A 17,200-nucleotide genomic window follows, 5' to 3' on the forward strand; every position below is an offset into this window, starting at 1 on the left:
AGGAAGACCGCAGCACGGTAGGTTTGATCGATGACGGATTTGTTTGCTTCCACGGAAATAAATGCTCAGGTTGCATCGTCGGCGCTGAGCCGGTGGATCGGGAGCAACGCGGCGCCGATCGACACGGCCGAACCGGCCAGGCGCGAGACATGCAGGCGTGGCTGCGGCAGGTCCAGCGTGCTGCTCCAATGGCTCCGCTGTGCCAGTTGGGCGCCCACGGCGTCGAGTACGCGCAGCGGCAGGGCGCCGGAAAGGATGACCGCGCCCGGGTCGAGCCACGCCGTCCCGGCCTTGGCGGCAACACCGAGTTGCTGCCCGGCGCGCGCGGCCCACGCATCGACGATCTCGATGTGCTCCTCCAGGTGTCGCTCCAGTTCGAACAACGTGCGGATGTCCGCGCCGGCCGCACGCAGCGTGGCCAGCAGGTCCAGCCCTGAAGGGCGAGGGGCGTCCAGCGGGAACAACCTGCCGATATCACCGGCATTGTTGAACTCCCCGCGCAACACGCTGCGCCGATGGATTACCCCGCCCCCCACGCCGTGTCCAATGAACAGCAACAGCGCCGAAGCGCAGTCGCCGATCAGGCCGCTGTCGTGGTACTCGGCCAGCGCCGCCAGCGTGGCGTCATTCTCGACCCATACCGGGAAGCTGAAGCGGTCATTGAAGAACTGGTGGTTGTCGATCGCCCGCCAGCCGTGCAGCCAGTTCACGACGTGCCGCTGCGTGGGGCTGGAGGCCACCACCGGGCCAGGAACGGCCACGCCCAGGCCGAGGAAGCGCGAGTGGAGCAGCGCGGGCCGATGGGCCAGCGCCTGCAGGCGCTGGTCCAGCACCTGGACGAAGTCTTCCGGGTCGGGGCTGTCGAAGGCGGTCGCGTCGCGGGCGAGGACATGCCCGGCAAAGTCCACCAGCGCGATCTCCAGCCAACCGGGGTGAACGGTTGCACCGGCGGCATATCCTGCACCGCCGGCCAGCGCCAGTGGCACCTGCGGCCGGCCACGTTGCCCGTCGGCTGCGGGTGCACATTCTTCGACCACGCCCAGCATCAGCAACTCCCGGGTCAGACGGGTCAGTGCGCCGTTGTGCATGTCCAGCCGATGGGCGATGGTGATGCGCGGTGCGCTACCCATCAGTCGCAGCAGCCTCACGATTCGCTTGTGATCCGTATCCAGCCGGATCGATGGACGGTGCTGGGGGGGAGGTGCCGGATGAAGGTTCAAGGGGGCGTTCCGGTGGGCATGCGCTGCCGGTCTGGCAGCGCGCGCAGGGTGATGGAGAGCATGCTGCGGACGGTCGGCACCGCCACGACAAGGGCAATGCTGTCGGGGGGATGTTCAACGCGGTGGATCTCGTGGGATGACTGCGGCGGCAACCTTGTACCCGCTTGGCGTGACCGATGACGGCTGTTGCATTGCGGTCGGTGTCGGGCGGAGGCACCGACCGCGTGAGGCGGGGCGCGGTTTCGCGTCGGGCGTTGCTGGATGAAGGTTTGCCGGCCGCCGGCCATGCCACGGCGGCGGTGGATGGCCACAGGCGAATGGCCTCTGTCCGGACGAAAAGCGGGTACGGAAGCGCAGGCGGTGCGCGGGCCGGGCGGCGCAGCAGCCGGCCAGGATCGGTGCATGGCTCGCGGTCACACTGCCGCGGCCAGGTGCGGTGAGCGGATCAACCGGTCCGTTCAGTCCACTGGTTGGTTGGGCAGCCCGGTGAGTACTTCCTGCCGGTCAGCCGCGCTGCAACGCGGCCCGGCCCGGGGCGGTCGGCAGTCCTTCATCGCCGAGTACGACGCGGTTGCGGCCCTGCTTCTTGGCCTGGTACATCGCCGCGTCGGCGCGCGCCATCACCCGCTCGTAGTCGGGGTGGCCGTCGTACATCGCCACGCCGATGCTGGAGCTGACGTCCAGCAACTGCCCGTCGGCCAGGGCCACCGGTGAATCGGCGATGCGACGGCACAGCCCTTCGGCGATCACCAGCGCCTGGCGCTGGTCGACCGCGACCAGCACCACGATGAACTCTTCGCCGCCGTACCGGAACACGTAGTCGCTGCCGCGGGTGAACTGGGTCAGGACGCCGGCCACATGCTGCAGTGCGCGGTCGCCGGATTCATGGCCATGCGCGTCGTTGATGTGCTTGAAGTGGTCCAGGTCCAGCAGCAGCACGGCGAAGCTGCCTGCCGATTTCTCGGCCAGTTCGATCTCCCTGCGCAGCACGGTGGGCAGGAAGCGGCGGTTGAGCAGGTTGGTCAGCGCATCGCAGCCGGCATCCAGTTCGCCGATGCGCTCGAACAGCATGCCGAGCAGGTTGCGCACCTGGCCCACCTTCATGCGTACGTCCTGCAGCTGCGCGGCGCGCAGGGTGGCGTCCTCGTGGCTGGAGAGCGTGTGCTCCAGCAGCCGGTCCACTTCCGCGATCAGGTGGAGGATCTGGTTGGTCTCGGTGCTCTCGCCAAAGCTGGGAATGCCCTTGTGGGTGAACCACAGGCCGAACTCCGAACGCGCCAATGACTGGAAGCCGGGCATCCGGCCCGTGCTCGCCAGGGCGTAGAGCAGGGTGTTCTCCCAGTCCAGCAGCAGTGCACGCTGGCGCTCGCGCTCGGTGCTGACGTTCTGCACCAGAGAGAACAGCCGGTAGGCGGCATCCGTGCGCGAGGAACGCTCGCGGGCGTTGGAGTAGGCCAGGGTCATGCCTTCCAGCGCGATGTCGAAGGATGCGGTCAGGCTGGCGATTGCCGCGTGCGCGGTTTCGCCGTGCCCGGCCTGCTCCACGATCAGGCTGAAGATGCGTTGCTTCAGTACGCGCGTGCCACGCGTGACCAGGTCCACCGGGATGCCCACGCGCGCATGCACGTCGCCGATCACGCGTTGCGCGGCCAGCAATTGCTCGACGTCGTCCGGCATTGCGCCCAGCAGTCCGGTCAGCCAGCGCTGCATGGCCGGCTGCAATCGCACCCGCACCTGGTCGTGCGACATCGAGCGTGATGCACGGCTGTCGTTCAGCATGACCTTGTAGAAATGGGCCGCCAATGCCGGGGCGTGGTCGCTGGCGATCGCGGCCAGCAGTGCATGGGCGGCGGGGCCTGCGGTGGCCAGGCTTTGTTGCCAGCCAGCAACCAGCGGGCAAGCCTCGGGATCGCAGGAGTGGGGAGATGCGGGTTTCATGCGTAGGATAGGCAACCGCCGGCAGGCAGGTGCCCTGTATCGGCAAATTCAACGGTAACTTTAGGAAGTAGTGTGCGGAAGTCTCCAACTGCCGTCCAATCTGTTTGCATGGCTTTTCCTGATATGCGGAGCGCGCTGTGATCAGCGCCGGGCCGTTCCCGATGATGGCAGTGATCGCGCTGGTGGCGTTTGCCATTGCGTGGTTTTTCGCGCGTGCATTGGTCCCGGCCGTCGACGGCCTGCGTACCCGCACCGGCGCGGTCGTGCTCGATGCGCTGTTGCTGGCGCTGCTGGGCGCGCGCCTGGCGCACGTGCTCCTGCATGCGCCGGACTATCTGTCCCAGCCACTGTCGATCATCCGCCTCGGTGATGGCGGCTGGTCGATCTGGGCCGGCGTGCTGGTGGCTGCCGCGTATGCGTTGTGGAAGACGCGTGCGGTGGTGCCGCGCAAGCCGGTGTTGCTGGGGTTGGCCGCGGGTGCGGCGTTCTGGGCCATTGGTGGCATGAGCCTGTTCGCGTTGCAGCGTGCTTCCATTCCCTTGCCCGAAACGGTGCTGCAGGACCTGCAGGGGCAACCGGCGCCGCTCACGGCCTTCGCCGGAAAGCCGGTGGTGATCAACCTGTGGGCGACCTGGTGCGGCCCGTGCCGGCGCGAGATGCCGGTGCTGGCTGCCGCGCAGAAGGCACACGCATCGGTCGATTTCGTGTTCGCCAACCAGGGCGAAACAGCGGAGGAGGTCATCGACTTCCTGCAGTCCGGCCAGCTCGGGCTGGAGAACGTACTGCTCGACGCAGAGTCGGCGGTGATGCAGCAGACCGGTGCACGCGCATTGCCGACGACCCTGTTCTTTGGCGCCGATGGCCGTCTGCGCGACGTGCACATGGGCGAACTGTCGCGGGCAACGCTGGAAACGCGCCTGCGTGAGCTGCAATGAATTCCAAATCCTGATGACGAGGTTGATGATGATCCGCCCCCGTTCGATGTTGTTCCTGTTGGCCACCGCCGCGCTCGTGCCGGCAGCCTGTGCGCGTGATGCCGAGCCGGCCAAGGCGCAGGCACCCGCTGCTGCGTCCGCCGCCACGCCGGGCCAGACCAATGAGCCGGAAGTGATCCGGACGCTGCGCACGCAGGGCGTGGAGTTCATGGGTACCTTCGAAACGCCGCTGGGCCTGACCGGCTACGCCGGTGCGGCAGGCCAGCAGCCGCTGGCGGTCTACGTGTCCAAGGATGGCCAGTACGCGGTGGTCGGCACGCTGGTCAACGCCAAGGGCGAGGACATCGGCGCCGGCAAGTTGAAGGAACTGGTGTCCGGCCCGATGGGCGCGCAGGCATGGAGCAAGGTGGAAGCCAGCCATTGGGTGGCCGACGGCAAGGCCGACGCCCCGCGCGTGATCTATGCCTTCAGCGACCCGAACTGCCCGTACTGCAACCACTTCTGGGAAGCCGCGCGGCCGTGGGTGGAGGCGGGCAAGGTGCAGATCCGCGAGATCCTGGTCGGCGTGATCCGCCAGGACAGCGCCAACAAGGCTGCCGCCATCCTGGCAGCGGCATCGCCGGAGCAGGCGCTGCTGGAGAACGAGCGTAACTTCGCCAAGGGCGGCATCAAGCCGTTGGCGAGCGTGCCGGCCGAGGTGCAGGCCCAGCTGCGCGCCAACGAGATGTTGATGATGGAACTGGGGTTCCAGGGAACGCCGGGCATCGTGTTCAAGAACGCTGATGGCGCGGTGCAGATGCGCTCGGGCCTGCCGCAGGGGGCCGACCTGCAGACCGTGCTCGGCCCGCGCTGAACCCGCGCATGGGCGCGTGCGGCGATGTAATAGTCTCCGCCGCACGCGCCTGACTAAGCTGGCCCCGTTTCCTGGAGCCTGCCATGAGCCACGACCACAACCACCTGCCCAGCGAGATCCGCCACGAGAAGCCCTTGTGGTGGGCGCTGGGCCTGACCACGTCCTACCTCATCGTCGAAGTGGTGGGCGCGTTCTGGACCAACAGCCTGGCGCTGCTGTCCGATGCGGCGCACATGGCTACCGACGCCATTGGCCTGGTGATCGCGCTGACCGCCGTTCGCCTGAGCCGGCGCCCCCCCGACGCCCGCCGCACCTATGGCTACGCCCGCCTGGAGGCGCTGGGAGCGGTGGTCAATGGCCTGCTGCTGTTCGGCGTGGGCCTGTACATCCTGTGGGAAGCCGTCGATCGCTTCCGCGAACCGCAGGCGATCGCCTCGACCGGCATGATGTGGGTGGCCGCGTTCGGCCTGGTGGTCAACCTGATCGCCATGCGCCTGCTCAGCGCCGGCAGCGGCGAGAGCCTGAACATCAAGGGGGCCTACCTGGAAGTGTGGAGCGACATGCTCGGTTCGGTGGCGGTGATCGCCGGCGGCCTGATCATCCACTTCACCGGCTGGACCCTGGTCGACCCGATCCTGGCGGTGCTGATCGGCCTGTGGGTGATCCCGCGCACCTGGGTGCTGCTGCGTGATGCGATCAATGTGCTGCTCGAAGGCGTGCCGAAGGGCGTGGTGCTGGGCGACATCGAACAGGCGCTGCGCAGCCACGACGGCGTGGCGGGGATCCACGACCTGCACGTGTGGGCACTGGCATCCAGCACCCCGGCGTTGACCGCGCACGTGGTGATCACCGACGGCCGCGAGCAGGACAACCTGCGTCGCCAGCTGGCTGACCTGCTGCACGAGCGCTTCGCGATCGACCATGTGACGTTGCAGATGGAAATCGACCATTGCGGTGATGACTGCGCCGTGCCGAAGCCGCAGGCTGATCACGATCACGATCACGATCACGATCACGATCACGATCACGGCCCGGACGCGCAGGGCCATCACGGCCACGTCCATCGCTGAGCATCTGCCGGCAGGAGCGACCTGGGCCGCGAAGCCGACGGCCGCACCGGCCACGAAAGGAAAACGGAGCCCTCGCAGGCTCCGTTTTCGTATTCCACCCGGTGGGCGGGTGAACCGTCAGGCCACCGGTTCGCGCAGCACCGGCAGGTCCCAGCCCGGGCGCGGCGCGAAGCGGTCGCCATGGCGGGCCTGCAGGACCTTGAGTTTCTCGACCAGGCCATCAGCCCCGGCCGACCGGATGTACTGGATCGGGCCGCCGCGGAACGGGGCGAAGCCGGTGCCGAAGATCACGCCCGCGTCGAGCAGGTCGGCATCGGCGACCACGCCGTCGTGCAGGCAGGCCACCGCTTCATTGAGCAGGGGCAGGATCAGGCGGTCTTCCAGGTCACCCGGGGCCTGGTAGTCCTTGGCCACTTCCGGCTTCACCGCACGGCCGTTTTCCCACTTGTAGATGCCCTGGCCGTCCTTCTTGCCACGCTTGTCCTGCTCGACGGTCGCCAGCGCCGCCGGGATCTGCAGGCCCAGGAACGGTGCCAGCTCCTTGCCCACGCCGGCGGCCACGTCCAGGCCCACGGTGTCGAGCAGCTCGATCGGCCCCATCGGCATGCCGAACTTCACCGCCGCCCTGTCGATCACCGGGCCGGGGATGCCTTCGGCATAGGCGGTGGCCGCTTCCAGCATGTACGGGAACAGCACGCGGTTGACCAGGAAGCCCGGGGTGCCGGCCACCGGCACCGGGAACTTGCCCAGCGCCTTGCAGAACGCGGCCAGCCGCTTCTCGGTTTCCGGGGCCATGCCGTCGTGGTGGATGATCTCCACCAGCGGCATCTGCGCGACCGGGTTGAAGTAGTGCAGGCCGGCGAACTGCGCCGGGCGCTGGATGTGGTCGCGCAGTTCGACCAGCGGAATCGACGAGGTGTTGGTGGTCAGCAGCGCATCGGCCTTCATTTTCGGCTCCAGCGACTGGTACAGCGCACGCTTGGCCTCCGGGTTCTCGATGATGGCCTCGATCACCAGGTCGGCCTGGGCCACGCCGTCGCCGGCCAGGTCGGCCTTCAGGCGCGCGGTGACCTCCGGGCGCTTGGCCGGGTCCTTCACCTTTTTCTCGAACAGCGCCTGGGCGCGGGTCATGGCCGGGTCGATGAAGCGCTGTTCGCGGTCCTGCAGGGTCACGGTGAAGCCCTTGTAGGCCGCCCATGCGGCGATGTCGCCGCCCATCACGCCGGCACCGACCACATGCACGTGCTGGATGCCCGAATCCTTGCCGCCCAGGCCCTTGAGCCGTTCGGTCAGGAAGAAGATGCGGATCAGGTTGCGTGCGGTTGGGCTGCTGGCCAGCTTGACCACGGCGCGGCGCTCGGCGTCCAGGCGCTTCTGGATCGGGCTGCCACCGGTGCGCTCCCAGGTGCTGATCAGCGCGTACGGCGCCGGGTACTGGTCCTTCTTGGCCTTGCGGGCGACCTGCTTGGCCATCTGCGGGGCCAGGATCTTGCGCGCCAGCCAGGTATTGGTGGCCCACGCGGTGGCGCGTTGCTTGAACGGCCGGGTGGTGCCCGACTGCGCCAGCGACACCGCCGCGTCCACCAGCACCGCAGGTGCGGCAACCTTGTCGACCAGCCCGATCGCGCGCGCGGCCGAGGCCGACAGGGTGCGTCCGGTCAGCATCATGTCCATCGCCGCCGGGGCGCCGACCAACTGCGGCAGGCGTGCGCTGCCACCCCAGCCCGGGAAGATGCCCAACTGGGTTTCCGGCAGGCCGATGCGGGTGGAGGCGTCGTTGGAGGCCACCCGGTAGCGGCAGGCCAGCGCCAGCTCGGTGCCGCCGCCCAGGCAGTGGCCGTGGATGGCGGCCACGGTCGGGCAGGGCAGCTCGGACAGCTTCTGGTAGACGGTCTGGCCACGCCGGATCGCGTCATTGACGGTGCCGCGGCGATCGAACTCCTGGAATTCCTTCAAGTCGGCGCCGGCGATGAAGCCGGCCGGCTTGGTCGAGCGCACCACCACGCCCTTGGGCGGATCGATCGCCAGGCGCTCGATGATGTCACCCAGTTCCAGCAGCACGTCCTGCGACATCGCGTTGACGGGGCTGTCCTTGCGGTCGAGGCTGAGCACGGCGATGCCGTCCTGCCGCAGCTCGGTGTGCCAATGATTGAAGCGGAGCCCATCGAAGCCTGAAAGCATGGGACGTTCCATCCGGTTGTGTATGGAGAAGATCGCTATGATCCAGAGGTTGTTTCCTCGGCGTCAAATCCCAATGCTTGGGGATGTGATGCGTTCGCACCGCCGCCGGTTCAGGGCAGGCTATCCGAACGGAAGTTAAAAGCGGGTTCGCCCCCCTCTGGCGAGGGGACTGAACTTTTTCCGCGAGCAGCGGTCATAACGCCCGACGTCGGTTGGGCTGACAGGAGTGCGGCCCGTTATGGCCGAGGTTGAAACACCGCAGGAGCTGGATCTGGAGCTGGTCCGGCGCGTGCAGCGCGGCGAGAGCGCGGCGTTCGATGTCCTGGTGCGCAAGTACCAGCATCGGATCATCGCGCTGATCGGGCGCTACATCGCCGACTGGAGTGAATGTCAGGACGTGGCCCAGGACACTTTCGTCCGCGCCTACCGCGCGATCGGGAATTTCCGTGGCGACGCCCAGTTCTATACCTGGTTGCATCGAATCGCAGTGAATACCGCAAAGAACTACCTGGCTGCACACAACCGGCGACCGCCGACCGATGACGTGGAAATCGGCGACGCCGAACAGTTCGACAGCGGTACCCGGCTGCGGGATACCGATACGCCCGAGCGCGAGTTGATGCGCCAGGAGCTGGAACAGACCGTGATGAAGGCGGTCGACGCGTTGCCTGAAGAGCTGCGCTCGGCCATTACGTTGCGAGAGGTGGAAGGCATGAGCTACGAGGAAATCGCACAGAAGATGGGCTGCCCGATCGGCACGGTGCGTTCGCGGATCTTCCGTGCGCGCGAGGCCATCGACGCCCAGTTGCGCCCCTTGCTGGACACCGCCAGTGCCACCCGTGAGCGGAGCCGCGTATGAACCCCACAGGCCGTACCCCGGAAATGACCGATACCCCCGACAAGCTGGACCTCCACAACCGCCTGCAGTTGTCCTGCTTGGTGGATGGTGAGCTGGCCGCTGACGAAGCGCGCTTCCTGTTGCGCCGGATCGAACACGACACCGAACTGGCCAGCTGCCAGGAGCGCTGGCAGCTGGTGGGTGACGTGCTGCGCGGGCGCGCCGTGGCCCCGGCACCGCTGGATTTCAGCGCGCGGGTGCAGGCGGCCGTGGCCGCCGACCTCCAGGCGCAGGGGCCGGTGCAGGTCACGCGGGCCAAGCCACGCAGTGGCTGGCGGCGTTGGGGCGGCGGGGCCGCGCTGGCGGCGTCGGTGGCGGCCGTGGCCCTGTTCATGGCCCGCGAGCAACTGCCTGACAACAGTGCGCCGGAACCGGTGATCGCCTCGGCGGCACAGGTGGCGACGCCGGCCGCGCCGTCGGCCCCGGCACCGCAGCAGGGCGCGGTGCTCAATGACGCCGCCGGCCTGGCTGCGGCGGCACCGGCCGTGGCAGCCGCCGTGGCCCGCCGTGAGTCCGCGCCGCGGCGTGGCAGTGCCACCCGGACCCAACAGGCCGCCCGTGCCTCGGCCGTGGCACGGGCCAGCGAGCCGCAGCGTGCAATCGCCGCCGCGGCGCCGGTGCTGCCGGCCGCTCGCGCCGTCCATGACCCGCTGCAGGCGGCCGATCCGTTCGCCGCGGCCGGCACCCTGCAGGCACGTCCATGGCCGCGCTCGGCGCTGTCGCAGGGCGGGGCGTTCAATGCCAGTTTCCCGGCCCAGCAGGGCGGTGCGACCTTCTATCCGTTCGAGCCGCGTCTGCCGGCGCAGGATGCCGAACAGGCCGACCTGCCGCGCCTGCCATCGCATCGCTGAGTACTTCCCGGCTGGCCACAGGCGCTGGCCGGACCTTCCCCCTTGACCCCGGATGGCATGCTGCACGCCTGCCCTGACGGATCTCCTTGACCCCAATTCCTGAATCGGAGGCTCGACGCTGATGTCCAACCGTATCCATGCCCAGATGCTGGGCCTGCTGGCGATGACCCTGCCGCTGGCCGCCTGCGCACAGACCACTGCCCCGTCCGCCCCGACCGAGCAGGTCGCCGCGGCGCGCCCGCAGGCCCCTGCGGCACCGCTGGTCAGCGGCCTGCCGGACTTCACCCAGCTGGTGGACCAGGTGGGCCCGGGCGTGGTCAACGTGGAGACCATCATCGGCGCGCGCCGCAACCCCCGCATGGTCAATGGCCCGGGCATGGACGACATGCCGGAGTTCTTCCGGCGCTTCTTCGGCCCGGATTTCCAGATGCCGGGGCCGGGCCAGCAGGCGCCGGACAGCGGGCCGCGTGGCCGGGGCATGGGCTCGGGCTTCATCATTTCCAATGACGGCTACGTGCTGACCAACCACCACGTCATCGACGGCGCCGAGTCGGTCAAGGTCAAGCTCAGCGACCGCCGCGAGTTCACCGCCAAGGTGGTCGGCAGCGATGCCCAGTACGACGTGGCCCTGCTCAAGATCGAGGGTCGGAACCTGCCGACCGTGCGCGTGGGTGATTCCAATACCCTCAAGCCGGGCCAGTGGGTGGTGGCGATCGGCTCGCCGTTCGGCCTGGACCATTCGGTCACCGCCGGCATTGTCAGTGCGCTGGGTCGCAGCACCGGTGGGCAGGAGCAGCGCTATGTGCCGTTCATCCAGACCGACGTGGCGATCAACCAGGGCAATTCCGGCGGCCCGTTGCTGAATACGCGCGGCGAAGTGGTGGGCATCAACTCCCAGATCTTCTCCGCCTCCGGCGGCTACATGGGCATCAGCTTCGCCATCCCGATCGACCTGGCGATGAATGCGGTGGACCAGATCAAGAAGACCGGCAAGGTCAGCCGTGGCCAGCTGGGCGTGATGGTCGGGGCGATCAACGCCGACGCGGCCGAGGGCCTGAAGCTGCCGGACGGCCGCGGTGCGCTGGTCAACCAGTTGGTGCCGGACAGTGCCGCCGCCAAGGCGGGCATCGAGGTGGGCGACGTGATCCGTTCGGTCAATGGCACCGAGATCAATTCCTCCAGCGACCTGCCGCCGCTGATCGGCGCGATGGCGCCGGGCAGCAAGGTGCGGATGGGGATCCTGCGCGATGGCCGGGCCCGTGACATCACGGTCACCCTGAGCGAGCTGGCCGAGGACGCGCAGGGGGCCGCCCCGGCCCCGGGGGCGGCTGATGAGGCCAAGCCGCAGGTGGGCGCCAACGCCCTGCTGGGCCTGGACGTGGCCGACCTGACCGCGCCCGAGCGCCGCCAGCTGGGGCTGGGGGCCAACGAAGGCGTCCGGATCACCCGGGTCAACAGCCAGGCAGGCCGCGAGGCCCAACTGGCCCCGGGCATGGTGGTGCTGCAGGTGGGGCGTACCCCGGTGGGCAGCGTCGCGGCGCTGAACCGGGAGCTGGCCGGCTACAAGAAGGGTGACGTGGTCATGCTGCTGGTCCGGGCCGGTGCCAACAGTGCCTTCGTGGCCATCCGCGCCGGCGACTGAGCCCGCAGGCCCAGCCGTTGCAAGGGGAGCCGCCTTCGGGCGGCTCCTTTCGTTCAGCCCGTTCAGGCCTTGGTGCTGGGCTGCTTCCGGGCATGCGATAATGCCCCGTTATCCTGACGACGCCGCGCGCCGCCGCTACCTATGTCCCACGATTCAATGCGGATGATCCGCAACTTCTCCATCATCGCCCACGTCGACCACGGCAAGTCCACCCTGGCCGATCGCATCATCCAGTTGTGTGGCGGCCTGAGCGCGCGTGAAATGGAAGCGCAGGTGCTCGACAACAACCCGATCGAGCGCGAGCGTGGCATCACCATCAAGTCGCAGTCGGTGTCGGTGCCGTATACCGCCCGCAACGGCCAGACCTATTTCCTGAACTTCATCGACACCCCCGGGCACGTCGACTTCTCCTACGAGGTCAGCCGCTCGCTGGCCGCGTGCGAGGGCGCGCTGCTGGTGGTCGATGCCGCCCAGGGTGTGGAGGCGCAGTCGGTGGCCAACTGCTACACGGCCATCGAGCAGGGCCTGGAGGTGGTGCCGATCCTCAACAAGATCGACCTGCCGACCGCCGACATCGACCGTGCCAAGGCCGAGATCGAGGCCGTGATCGGCATCGACGCCTCCGACGCGGTGGCGGTCAGCGCCAAGACCGGCCTGAACATCGAGGAGGTGCTGGAAGCCATCGTGCACCGCATCCCGGCCCCGGCTGACCGTGGTAGCAACAAGCTGCAGGCGCTGATCATCGACTCCTGGTTCGACAACTACCTGGGCGTGGTCTCGCTGGTGCGCGTGATGCAGGGCGAGATCAAGGCCGGCGACAAGATCCAGGTCATGTCCACCGGCCGCTGGCACCAGGTCGACAAGGTCGGCGTGTTCACCCCCAAGCGCAAGGAAATGCCGTCCCTGCGCGCCGGCGAGGTGGGCTGGATCAACGCCAGCATCAAGGATGTCCACGGCGCACCGGTCGGCGATACGCTGACCCTGCTGGCCGACCCGGCGCCGGAACCGCTGCCGGGCTTCCAGGAAATGCAGCCGCGCGTGTTCGCCGGCCTGTTCCCGGTCGATGCCGAGGACTACCCGGACCTGCGCGAGGCGCTGGACAAGCTGCGCCTGAACGACGCCGCGCTGCGCTTCGAGCCGGAGAGCTCCGAGGCGATGGGCTTCGGCTTCCGCTGCGGCTTCCTGGGCATGCTGCACATGGAAATCGTGCAGGAGCGCCTGGAGCGCGAGTACAACCTCGACCTGATCAGCACCGCGCCGACGGTGATCTACGAGGTGCTCAAGAGCGACGGGACCATCGTGATGATGGACAACCCGGCCAAGCTGCCGCCGATCAACACGGTCGAGGAAATCCGCGAGCCGATCATCCGCGCCAACATCCTCACCCCCGAGGAGTACATCGGCAGCATCATCAAGCTGTGCGAGGAAAAGCGTGGCAACCAGATCAGCATCACCTACATGGGCAGCCAGGTGCAGATCAGCTACGAGCTGCCGATGGCCGAAGTGGTGCTGGACTTCTTCGACAAGCTCAAGTCGGTCAGCCGCGGCTATGCCTCGCTGGACTACCACTTCGTCCGTTTCGAGGCCGGCCCGTTCGTGCGCGTGGACGTGCTGATCAACGGCGACAAGGTCGACGCGTTGTCGCTGATCGCCCACCGCAGCCACGCCGATCGCCGTGGCCGCGAGCTGTGCGAGAAGATGAAGGACCTCATTCCCCGGCAGATGTTCGACGTGGCCATCCAGGCCGCGATCGGTGCGCAGATCATCGCCCGTACCACGGTCAAGGCCATGCGCAAGAACGTGTTGGCCAAGTGCTATGGTGGCGACGTTTCGCGCAAGAAGAAGCTGCTGGAGAAGCAGAAGGAAGGCAAGAAGCGCATGAAGCAGGTGGGCCGCGTGGAGATCCCGCAGGAAGCCTTCCTGGCCGTGCTGCAGATGGACAAGTAAGCAAGCCTCTGGGGCCGGTGCGATGCACCGGCCAACGCTGCAAAGGACCGTGAATGAAACTGTTTGAGATCCTCCTGGTCGTGCTGACCCTGGGCTCCGGCCTGATCCTGCTGGCCGACAAGCTGTTCCTGGCCAAGCGCCGGGCGGCCAAGGCCGGCCTGCTGGACGGCGACGAGCCGGCCGTCGTCGATTACTCCCGGGCGTTCTTCCCGGTGCTGGCGGTGGTGCTGATCCTGCGCAGCTTCGTCGCCGAGCCGTACAAGATCCCGTCCAGCTCGATGATGCCGAACCTGCTGATCGGCGATTTCATCCTGGTCAACAAGTTCTCCTACGGCTTCCGCCTGCCGATCACCAACACCAAGATCATCCCGGTCGGCGAGCCCAAGCGCGGCGACGTGGTGGTGTTCAAGCCGCCGCACGCGCCGGACCAGAACTGGATCAAGCGCGTGGTCGGCCTGCCGGGCGACCGCATCGGCTTCCACGGCGACACCCTGTCCATCAATGGCCAGCCGCTGGGCTACCAGGAGAAGGGCGAGTACATCGGCAAGGGCCCGGGCGCGGAGATGACCGGCGCCAGCCTGTTGACCGAAGACCTGCCGGGGCGTACCCATACCGTGCTGGAACTGCTGGGCCGCGCCGATCCGCGCGGGCAGGGTGACTGGGTGGTGCCGGAAGGGCAGTACTTCGTGATGGGCGACAACCGCGACAACAGCGAAGACAGCCGTTTCTGGACGCAGACCCACTTCCTGCCGGAAGAGAACCTGCGTGGCAAGGCCTTCATGATCTGGCTCAACTGCTCGGGCTGGTTCTGCAAGGCGAGTTTTGAACCGTCCCGGATCGGGACGGGCATCCAATGATCCATCAACGCGTATCTGGGGAGATCGCTATGAAGCACAAGCAAGGTGGTATGACGCTGCTGTCGTTCGTGATGGTGCTGGCCGTGGTCGGCTTCGCGCTGTTCATTGGCATGAAGCTGTTCCCGATGTACCAGGAGTTCTACGCGGTCAAGACGTCGATGGCCGCGTTGGCCAAGGAGCCGGGCAGCGGTGACCCGACCCGGGCGCGCGAGATGTTCTTCAAGCGCATGGACCTGAACTACTCGGAGAGCGTGAAGCCGGGTGACCTCAAGTTCGACCGTGCCGGTGGTGGCATGCGCATGACCGTGGATTACGAGGTCCGCCGCCCGCTGGTCGGCAACCTGGACATCGTTGCCCACTTCGAACATTCCCAGGACCTGACCGGAAGCAGTGTTGACTAAGACGTTCCAACGGAATGACCTGATCGGTCATCCATTCAAGGATCAGGACCTGCTCAAGCAGGCCCTGACCCACCGTAGTGCCGGCGCTCCGCACAACGAGCGCCTGGAGTTCCTCGGCGACAGCATCGTCAACCTGCTGATCGCCGAAGCGCTTTTCAGCCGTTGGCCCAAGGCCGACGAGGGCGCGCTGACCCGCGCCCGTGCCTCGCTGGTGTGCGAGGGCGCGCTGGCGGTGATCGCGCGGACCCTGAACCTCGGCGAGCGCCTGACGCTGGGGCCGGGCGAGATGAAGTCCGGTGGCCACCGCCGTGATTCGATCCTGGCCGACACCGTCGAGGCGGTGGTCGCCGCGATCTACCTGGATGCCGGCTTCGAAGCCTGCCGCGCGCGCGTGCTGCCGTGGTTCGAGGCCTCGCTGGCCGCGGTGCCGGCCGGCAAGCCGGAGAAGGACCCCAAGACCCGCCTGCAGGAATGGCTGCAGGCCCGGCAGAAGCCCCTGCCGGTATACGAGCTGGTATCGGAGACCGGCGACGACCACGCCAAGCACTTCCATGTGCGCTGCAGCGTGGCTGACCCGGCCGTGACCACCGAAGGCGAAGGCACTTCGCGACGACTGGCCGAACAACAGGCGGCGGCTGCCGCGATCGAACAACTGGATCCCAAGTGAACGACACCACTTCCCATCGCTGTGGCAGCGTCGCGGTCATCGGCCGCCCGAATGTCGGCAAATCGACCCTGACCAATGCCCTGGTCGGCGCCAAGATCAGCATCGTTTCCAACCGCCCGCAGACCACGCGCCATCGCCTGCTGGGCATCGCCACCTTCCCGGAAGGCCAGCTGGTGCTGGTCGACACGCCCGGCTTGCACCGCCAGCAGAAGCGGGCGATGAACCGGGTGATGAACCGCGCCGCGCGCAGCTCGCTGGAAGGCGTGGACGCCGGCTTGCTGGTGATCGAGGCCGGGCGCTGGGACGAGGAGGACACGCTGGCCTTCAACGTGCTGCGTGACGCCGGCATCCCGGTGGTGCTGGTGGTCAACAAGGTGGACCGCCTGAAGGAGAAGGGCGCGCTGCTGCCGTTCCTGCAGGAAATCACCGTTGGCCGCGAGTTCGCCGCCGTGCACCCGATTTCCGCGCTCAAGCGCAACGGCCTGGAAGCGCTGGTGCGCGACCTGATCGGGCTGGTGCCGGAAGCGCCGCCGATGTTTGGCGAGGATGAAATCACCGACCGCAGCCAGCGCTTCCTGGCCGGCGAGCTGGTCCGTGAGCAGTTGATGCGCCAGTTGGGCGAGGAACTGCCATATGCCACCACCGTGGAGATCGAGCGGTTCGCCGAGGACGGCGGGCTGCTGCGCATCGGCGCGGTGATCTGGGTCGAGCGCGAAGGCCAGAAGGCCATCGTGATCGGCAAGGGCGGTACCCGCCTGAAGGAGATCGGTGCCAAGGCCCGCCTGCAGATGGAGCGCCTGTTCGGAGCCAAGGTGTTCCTGGAAACCTGGGTGCGCGTGCGCGAAGGCTGGTCCGACGACGAAGCCGCCCTGAAGGCCTTCGGCTACGGCGAGTAAGCCGTGAGTGCGGGCGGGAGCGCTGGCCGTTCCCCGCCTGCCCGACCCGGCATGGCCGCACGCCCTCACAGGCCGGCCATCGCCCCCTGATTACTGTCCCGGTTCCCCCCGATGCGTATCGAAGACCAGCCGGCCTACGTACTGCATGCGCGCCCCTGGCGCGAGACCAGCCTGCTGGTCGAGGTGTTGAGCCTGGAGCATGGCCGTCTGGGCCTGCTGGCGCGCGGCGTGCAGGGGCCGAAGAAGCAGGCCCTGCGGGCTGCCCTGCAGCCGCTGCAGTCGATCCGTTTCGATGCGGTGATGGGCGGTGAGCTGGCCCAGCTGCGCCGTGCCGAAAGTTGTGACGTGGCGCCGCGCCTGCACGGCCACGCCATGCTGGCCGGCTTCTATGTCAATGAACTGGTGATGCGGCTGGCGCCCCGCCAGGATCCGCTGCCGGAACTGCATGCCGCTTACGGCCAGCTGCGCGCGCGGCTGGAACAGGACGGCCCCCTGGCCTGGTCGCTGCGGCGGTTCGAGCGGGACCTGCTGGAGGCGCTGGGGGTGGGGTTTGACTGGAGCAGCGCGGCCGACGGTGAGCCGATCGACCCGGCGGCCCGGTACCGGCTGGATCCGCAGGAGGGGCCATTGCGGCAGCTCAGCGAGCGCAGCAGCCAGGAGCGGCGCGCGCTGGCCACCGGTACCGCATTGCTGGCCCTGGCCGAGGACCGTTGCCCCGGGGCCGCCGACCTGGCCAGCCTGCGCCCGCAGATGCGCGCGGTGCTGCTGCACCACCTGGGCGGGCGTGGGTTGAAGTCCTGGGAGATGCTGGGCGACCTGAGCCGCCCGGCGGAGTAGGGCCTGC

Annotated in this window: 15 protein-coding genes; 12 read left to right on the forward strand and 3 right to left on the reverse strand. The window is 67.8% G+C overall.

The genetic code is table 11. The annotated features are described in order from the left end of the window. Positions 1 to 65 precede the first annotated feature (65 nt). Together ACIPR8_RS04145 and ACIPR8_RS04150 are read right to left on the reverse strand one after the other, a co-directional pair. Entirely contained in the window at positions 66 to 1,148 is a 1,083-nt protein-coding gene (locus tag ACIPR8_RS04145; RefSeq protein WP_446540228.1) for an ROK family protein, read from the reverse strand. A 576-nt stretch (positions 1,149 to 1,724) separates the two neighbouring features. Beyond that, entirely contained in the window at positions 1,725 to 3,158 is a 1,434-nt protein-coding gene (locus ACIPR8_RS04150; RefSeq protein ID WP_446540229.1) for a diguanylate cyclase, read from the reverse strand. 137 nt (positions 3,159 to 3,295) lie between these two features. Between ACIPR8_RS04150 and ACIPR8_RS04155 the strand changes: the two genes are divergently transcribed. The 3 genes from ACIPR8_RS04155 to ACIPR8_RS04165 all read left to right on the forward strand — a co-directional run bounded on the left by ACIPR8_RS04155 (position 3,296) and on the right by ACIPR8_RS04165 (position 6,016). After that, positions 3,296 to 4,093 carry a prolipoprotein diacylglyceryl transferase family protein gene (locus tag ACIPR8_RS04155; RefSeq protein WP_446540230.1) on the forward strand — a complete coding sequence of 266 codons (798 nt, stop codon included), beginning with the start codon at positions 3,296 to 3,298 and terminating at the stop codon, positions 4,091 to 4,093. Between the two features lie 28 nt (positions 4,094 to 4,121). Further along, positions 4,122 to 4,946, forward strand: a complete 825-nt coding sequence (gene dsbG / locus ACIPR8_RS04160) for a thiol:disulfide interchange protein DsbG (RefSeq protein ID WP_446540231.1) — start codon at positions 4,122 to 4,124, stop codon at positions 4,944 to 4,946. Positions 4,947 to 5,029: 83 nt separating this feature from the next. Then, positions 5,030 to 6,016 (forward strand): cation diffusion facilitator family transporter, encoded by a 987-nt coding sequence (locus tag ACIPR8_RS04165; protein WP_446540232.1) that lies wholly within the window; start codon positions 5,030 to 5,032, stop codon positions 6,014 to 6,016. A gap of 117 nt (positions 6,017 to 6,133) precedes the next feature. Here the strand turns inward: ACIPR8_RS04165 and ACIPR8_RS04170 are convergent, their stop codons facing one another. After that, the gene (locus ACIPR8_RS04170; RefSeq protein WP_446540233.1) at positions 6,134 to 8,197 is read right to left on the reverse strand and encodes a 3-hydroxyacyl-CoA dehydrogenase NAD-binding domain-containing protein; all 2,064 of its coding nucleotides are present in this window, start codon (positions 8,195 to 8,197) and stop codon (positions 6,134 to 6,136) included. A 238-nt stretch (positions 8,198 to 8,435) separates the two neighbouring features. On the opposite strand from ACIPR8_RS04170, the gene rpoE reads away from it, so the two are divergent. The 9 genes from rpoE to recO all read left to right on the forward strand — a co-directional run bounded on the left by rpoE (position 8,436) and on the right by recO (position 17,193). Further along, positions 8,436 to 9,056: an RNA polymerase sigma factor RpoE gene (gene rpoE / locus ACIPR8_RS04175; protein WP_132865191.1), complete on the forward strand. Its 621-nt coding sequence runs from the start codon at positions 8,436 to 8,438 to the stop codon at positions 9,054 to 9,056. Further along, on the forward strand, positions 9,053 to 9,946 hold the full coding sequence (locus tag ACIPR8_RS04180) for a sigma-E factor negative regulatory protein (RefSeq protein WP_446540234.1): 894 nt from the start codon (positions 9,053 to 9,055) through the stop codon (positions 9,944 to 9,946). Before rpoE ends, ACIPR8_RS04180 begins: the two co-directional genes overlap by 4 nt. Before the next feature lie 121 nt (positions 9,947 to 10,067). Next, positions 10,068 to 11,588 carry a DegQ family serine endoprotease gene (locus ACIPR8_RS04185; protein WP_446540235.1) on the forward strand — a complete coding sequence of 507 codons (1,521 nt, stop codon included), beginning with the start codon at positions 10,068 to 10,070 and terminating at the stop codon, positions 11,586 to 11,588. 156 nt (positions 11,589 to 11,744) lie between these two features. Further along, positions 11,745 to 13,535, forward strand: coding sequence for a translation elongation factor 4 (gene lepA, locus ACIPR8_RS04190; RefSeq protein WP_165931246.1), 1,791 nt, complete (start codon positions 11,745 to 11,747; stop codon positions 13,533 to 13,535). A 53-nt stretch (positions 13,536 to 13,588) separates the two neighbouring features. Next, positions 13,589 to 14,392 (forward strand): signal peptidase I, encoded by an 804-nt coding sequence (gene lepB / locus ACIPR8_RS04195; RefSeq protein ID WP_132865188.1) that lies wholly within the window; start codon positions 13,589 to 13,591, stop codon positions 14,390 to 14,392. Between the two features lie 29 nt (positions 14,393 to 14,421). Next, positions 14,422 to 14,793, forward strand: a complete 372-nt coding sequence (locus ACIPR8_RS04200; protein WP_323439326.1) for a DUF4845 domain-containing protein — start codon at positions 14,422 to 14,424, stop codon at positions 14,791 to 14,793. Continuing rightward, a complete protein-coding gene (gene rnc / locus ACIPR8_RS04205; protein ID WP_446540236.1) occupies positions 14,783 to 15,460 on the forward strand; it encodes a ribonuclease III in 678 nt (225 codons plus the stop codon). The genes ACIPR8_RS04200 and rnc overlap by 11 nt, the downstream gene beginning before the upstream one ends. Continuing rightward, positions 15,457 to 16,356: a GTPase Era gene (gene era / locus ACIPR8_RS04210; RefSeq protein ID WP_132865185.1), complete on the forward strand. Its 900-nt coding sequence runs from the start codon at positions 15,457 to 15,459 to the stop codon at positions 16,354 to 16,356. Before rnc ends, era begins: the two co-directional genes overlap by 4 nt. A 111-nt stretch (positions 16,357 to 16,467) precedes the next feature. Continuing rightward, entirely contained in the window at positions 16,468 to 17,193 is a 726-nt protein-coding gene (gene recO / locus ACIPR8_RS04215; protein WP_446540237.1) for a DNA repair protein RecO, read from the forward strand. Positions 17,194 to 17,200: the final 7 nt, after the last annotated feature.

This window comes from Stenotrophomonas sp. LARHCG68 (genome assembly GCF_052871705.1).

Coding starts and splice junctions, on each gene's coding strand:
- ACIPR8_RS04165 (WP_446540232.1), top strand. CDS start 5,030: ATGAGCCACGACCACAACCACCTGCCCAGCGAGATCCGCCACGAGAAG.
- ACIPR8_RS04200 (WP_323439326.1), top strand. CDS start 14,422: ATGAAGCACAAGCAAGGTGGTATGACGCTGCTGTCGTTCGTGATGGTG.
- lepA (WP_165931246.1), top strand. CDS start 11,745: ATGCGGATGATCCGCAACTTCTCCATCATCGCCCACGTCGACCACGGC.
- lepB (WP_132865188.1), top strand. CDS start 13,589: ATGAAACTGTTTGAGATCCTCCTGGTCGTGCTGACCCTGGGCTCCGGC.
- dsbG (WP_446540231.1), top strand. CDS start 4,122: ATGATCCGCCCCCGTTCGATGTTGTTCCTGTTGGCCACCGCCGCGCTC.
- ACIPR8_RS04185 (WP_446540235.1), top strand. CDS start 10,068: ATGTCCAACCGTATCCATGCCCAGATGCTGGGCCTGCTGGCGATGACC.
- ACIPR8_RS04170 (WP_446540233.1), bottom strand. CDS start 8,197: ATGCTTTCAGGCTTCGATGGGCTCCGCTTCAATCATTGGCACACCGAG.
- ACIPR8_RS04150 (WP_446540229.1), bottom strand. CDS start 3,158: ATGAAACCCGCATCTCCCCACTCCTGCGATCCCGAGGCTTGCCCGCTG.
- ACIPR8_RS04180 (WP_446540234.1), top strand. CDS start 9,053: ATGAACCCCACAGGCCGTACCCCGGAAATGACCGATACCCCCGACAAG.
- recO (WP_446540237.1), top strand. CDS start 16,468: ATGCGTATCGAAGACCAGCCGGCCTACGTACTGCATGCGCGCCCCTGG.
- rpoE (WP_132865191.1), top strand. CDS start 8,436: ATGGCCGAGGTTGAAACACCGCAGGAGCTGGATCTGGAGCTGGTCCGG.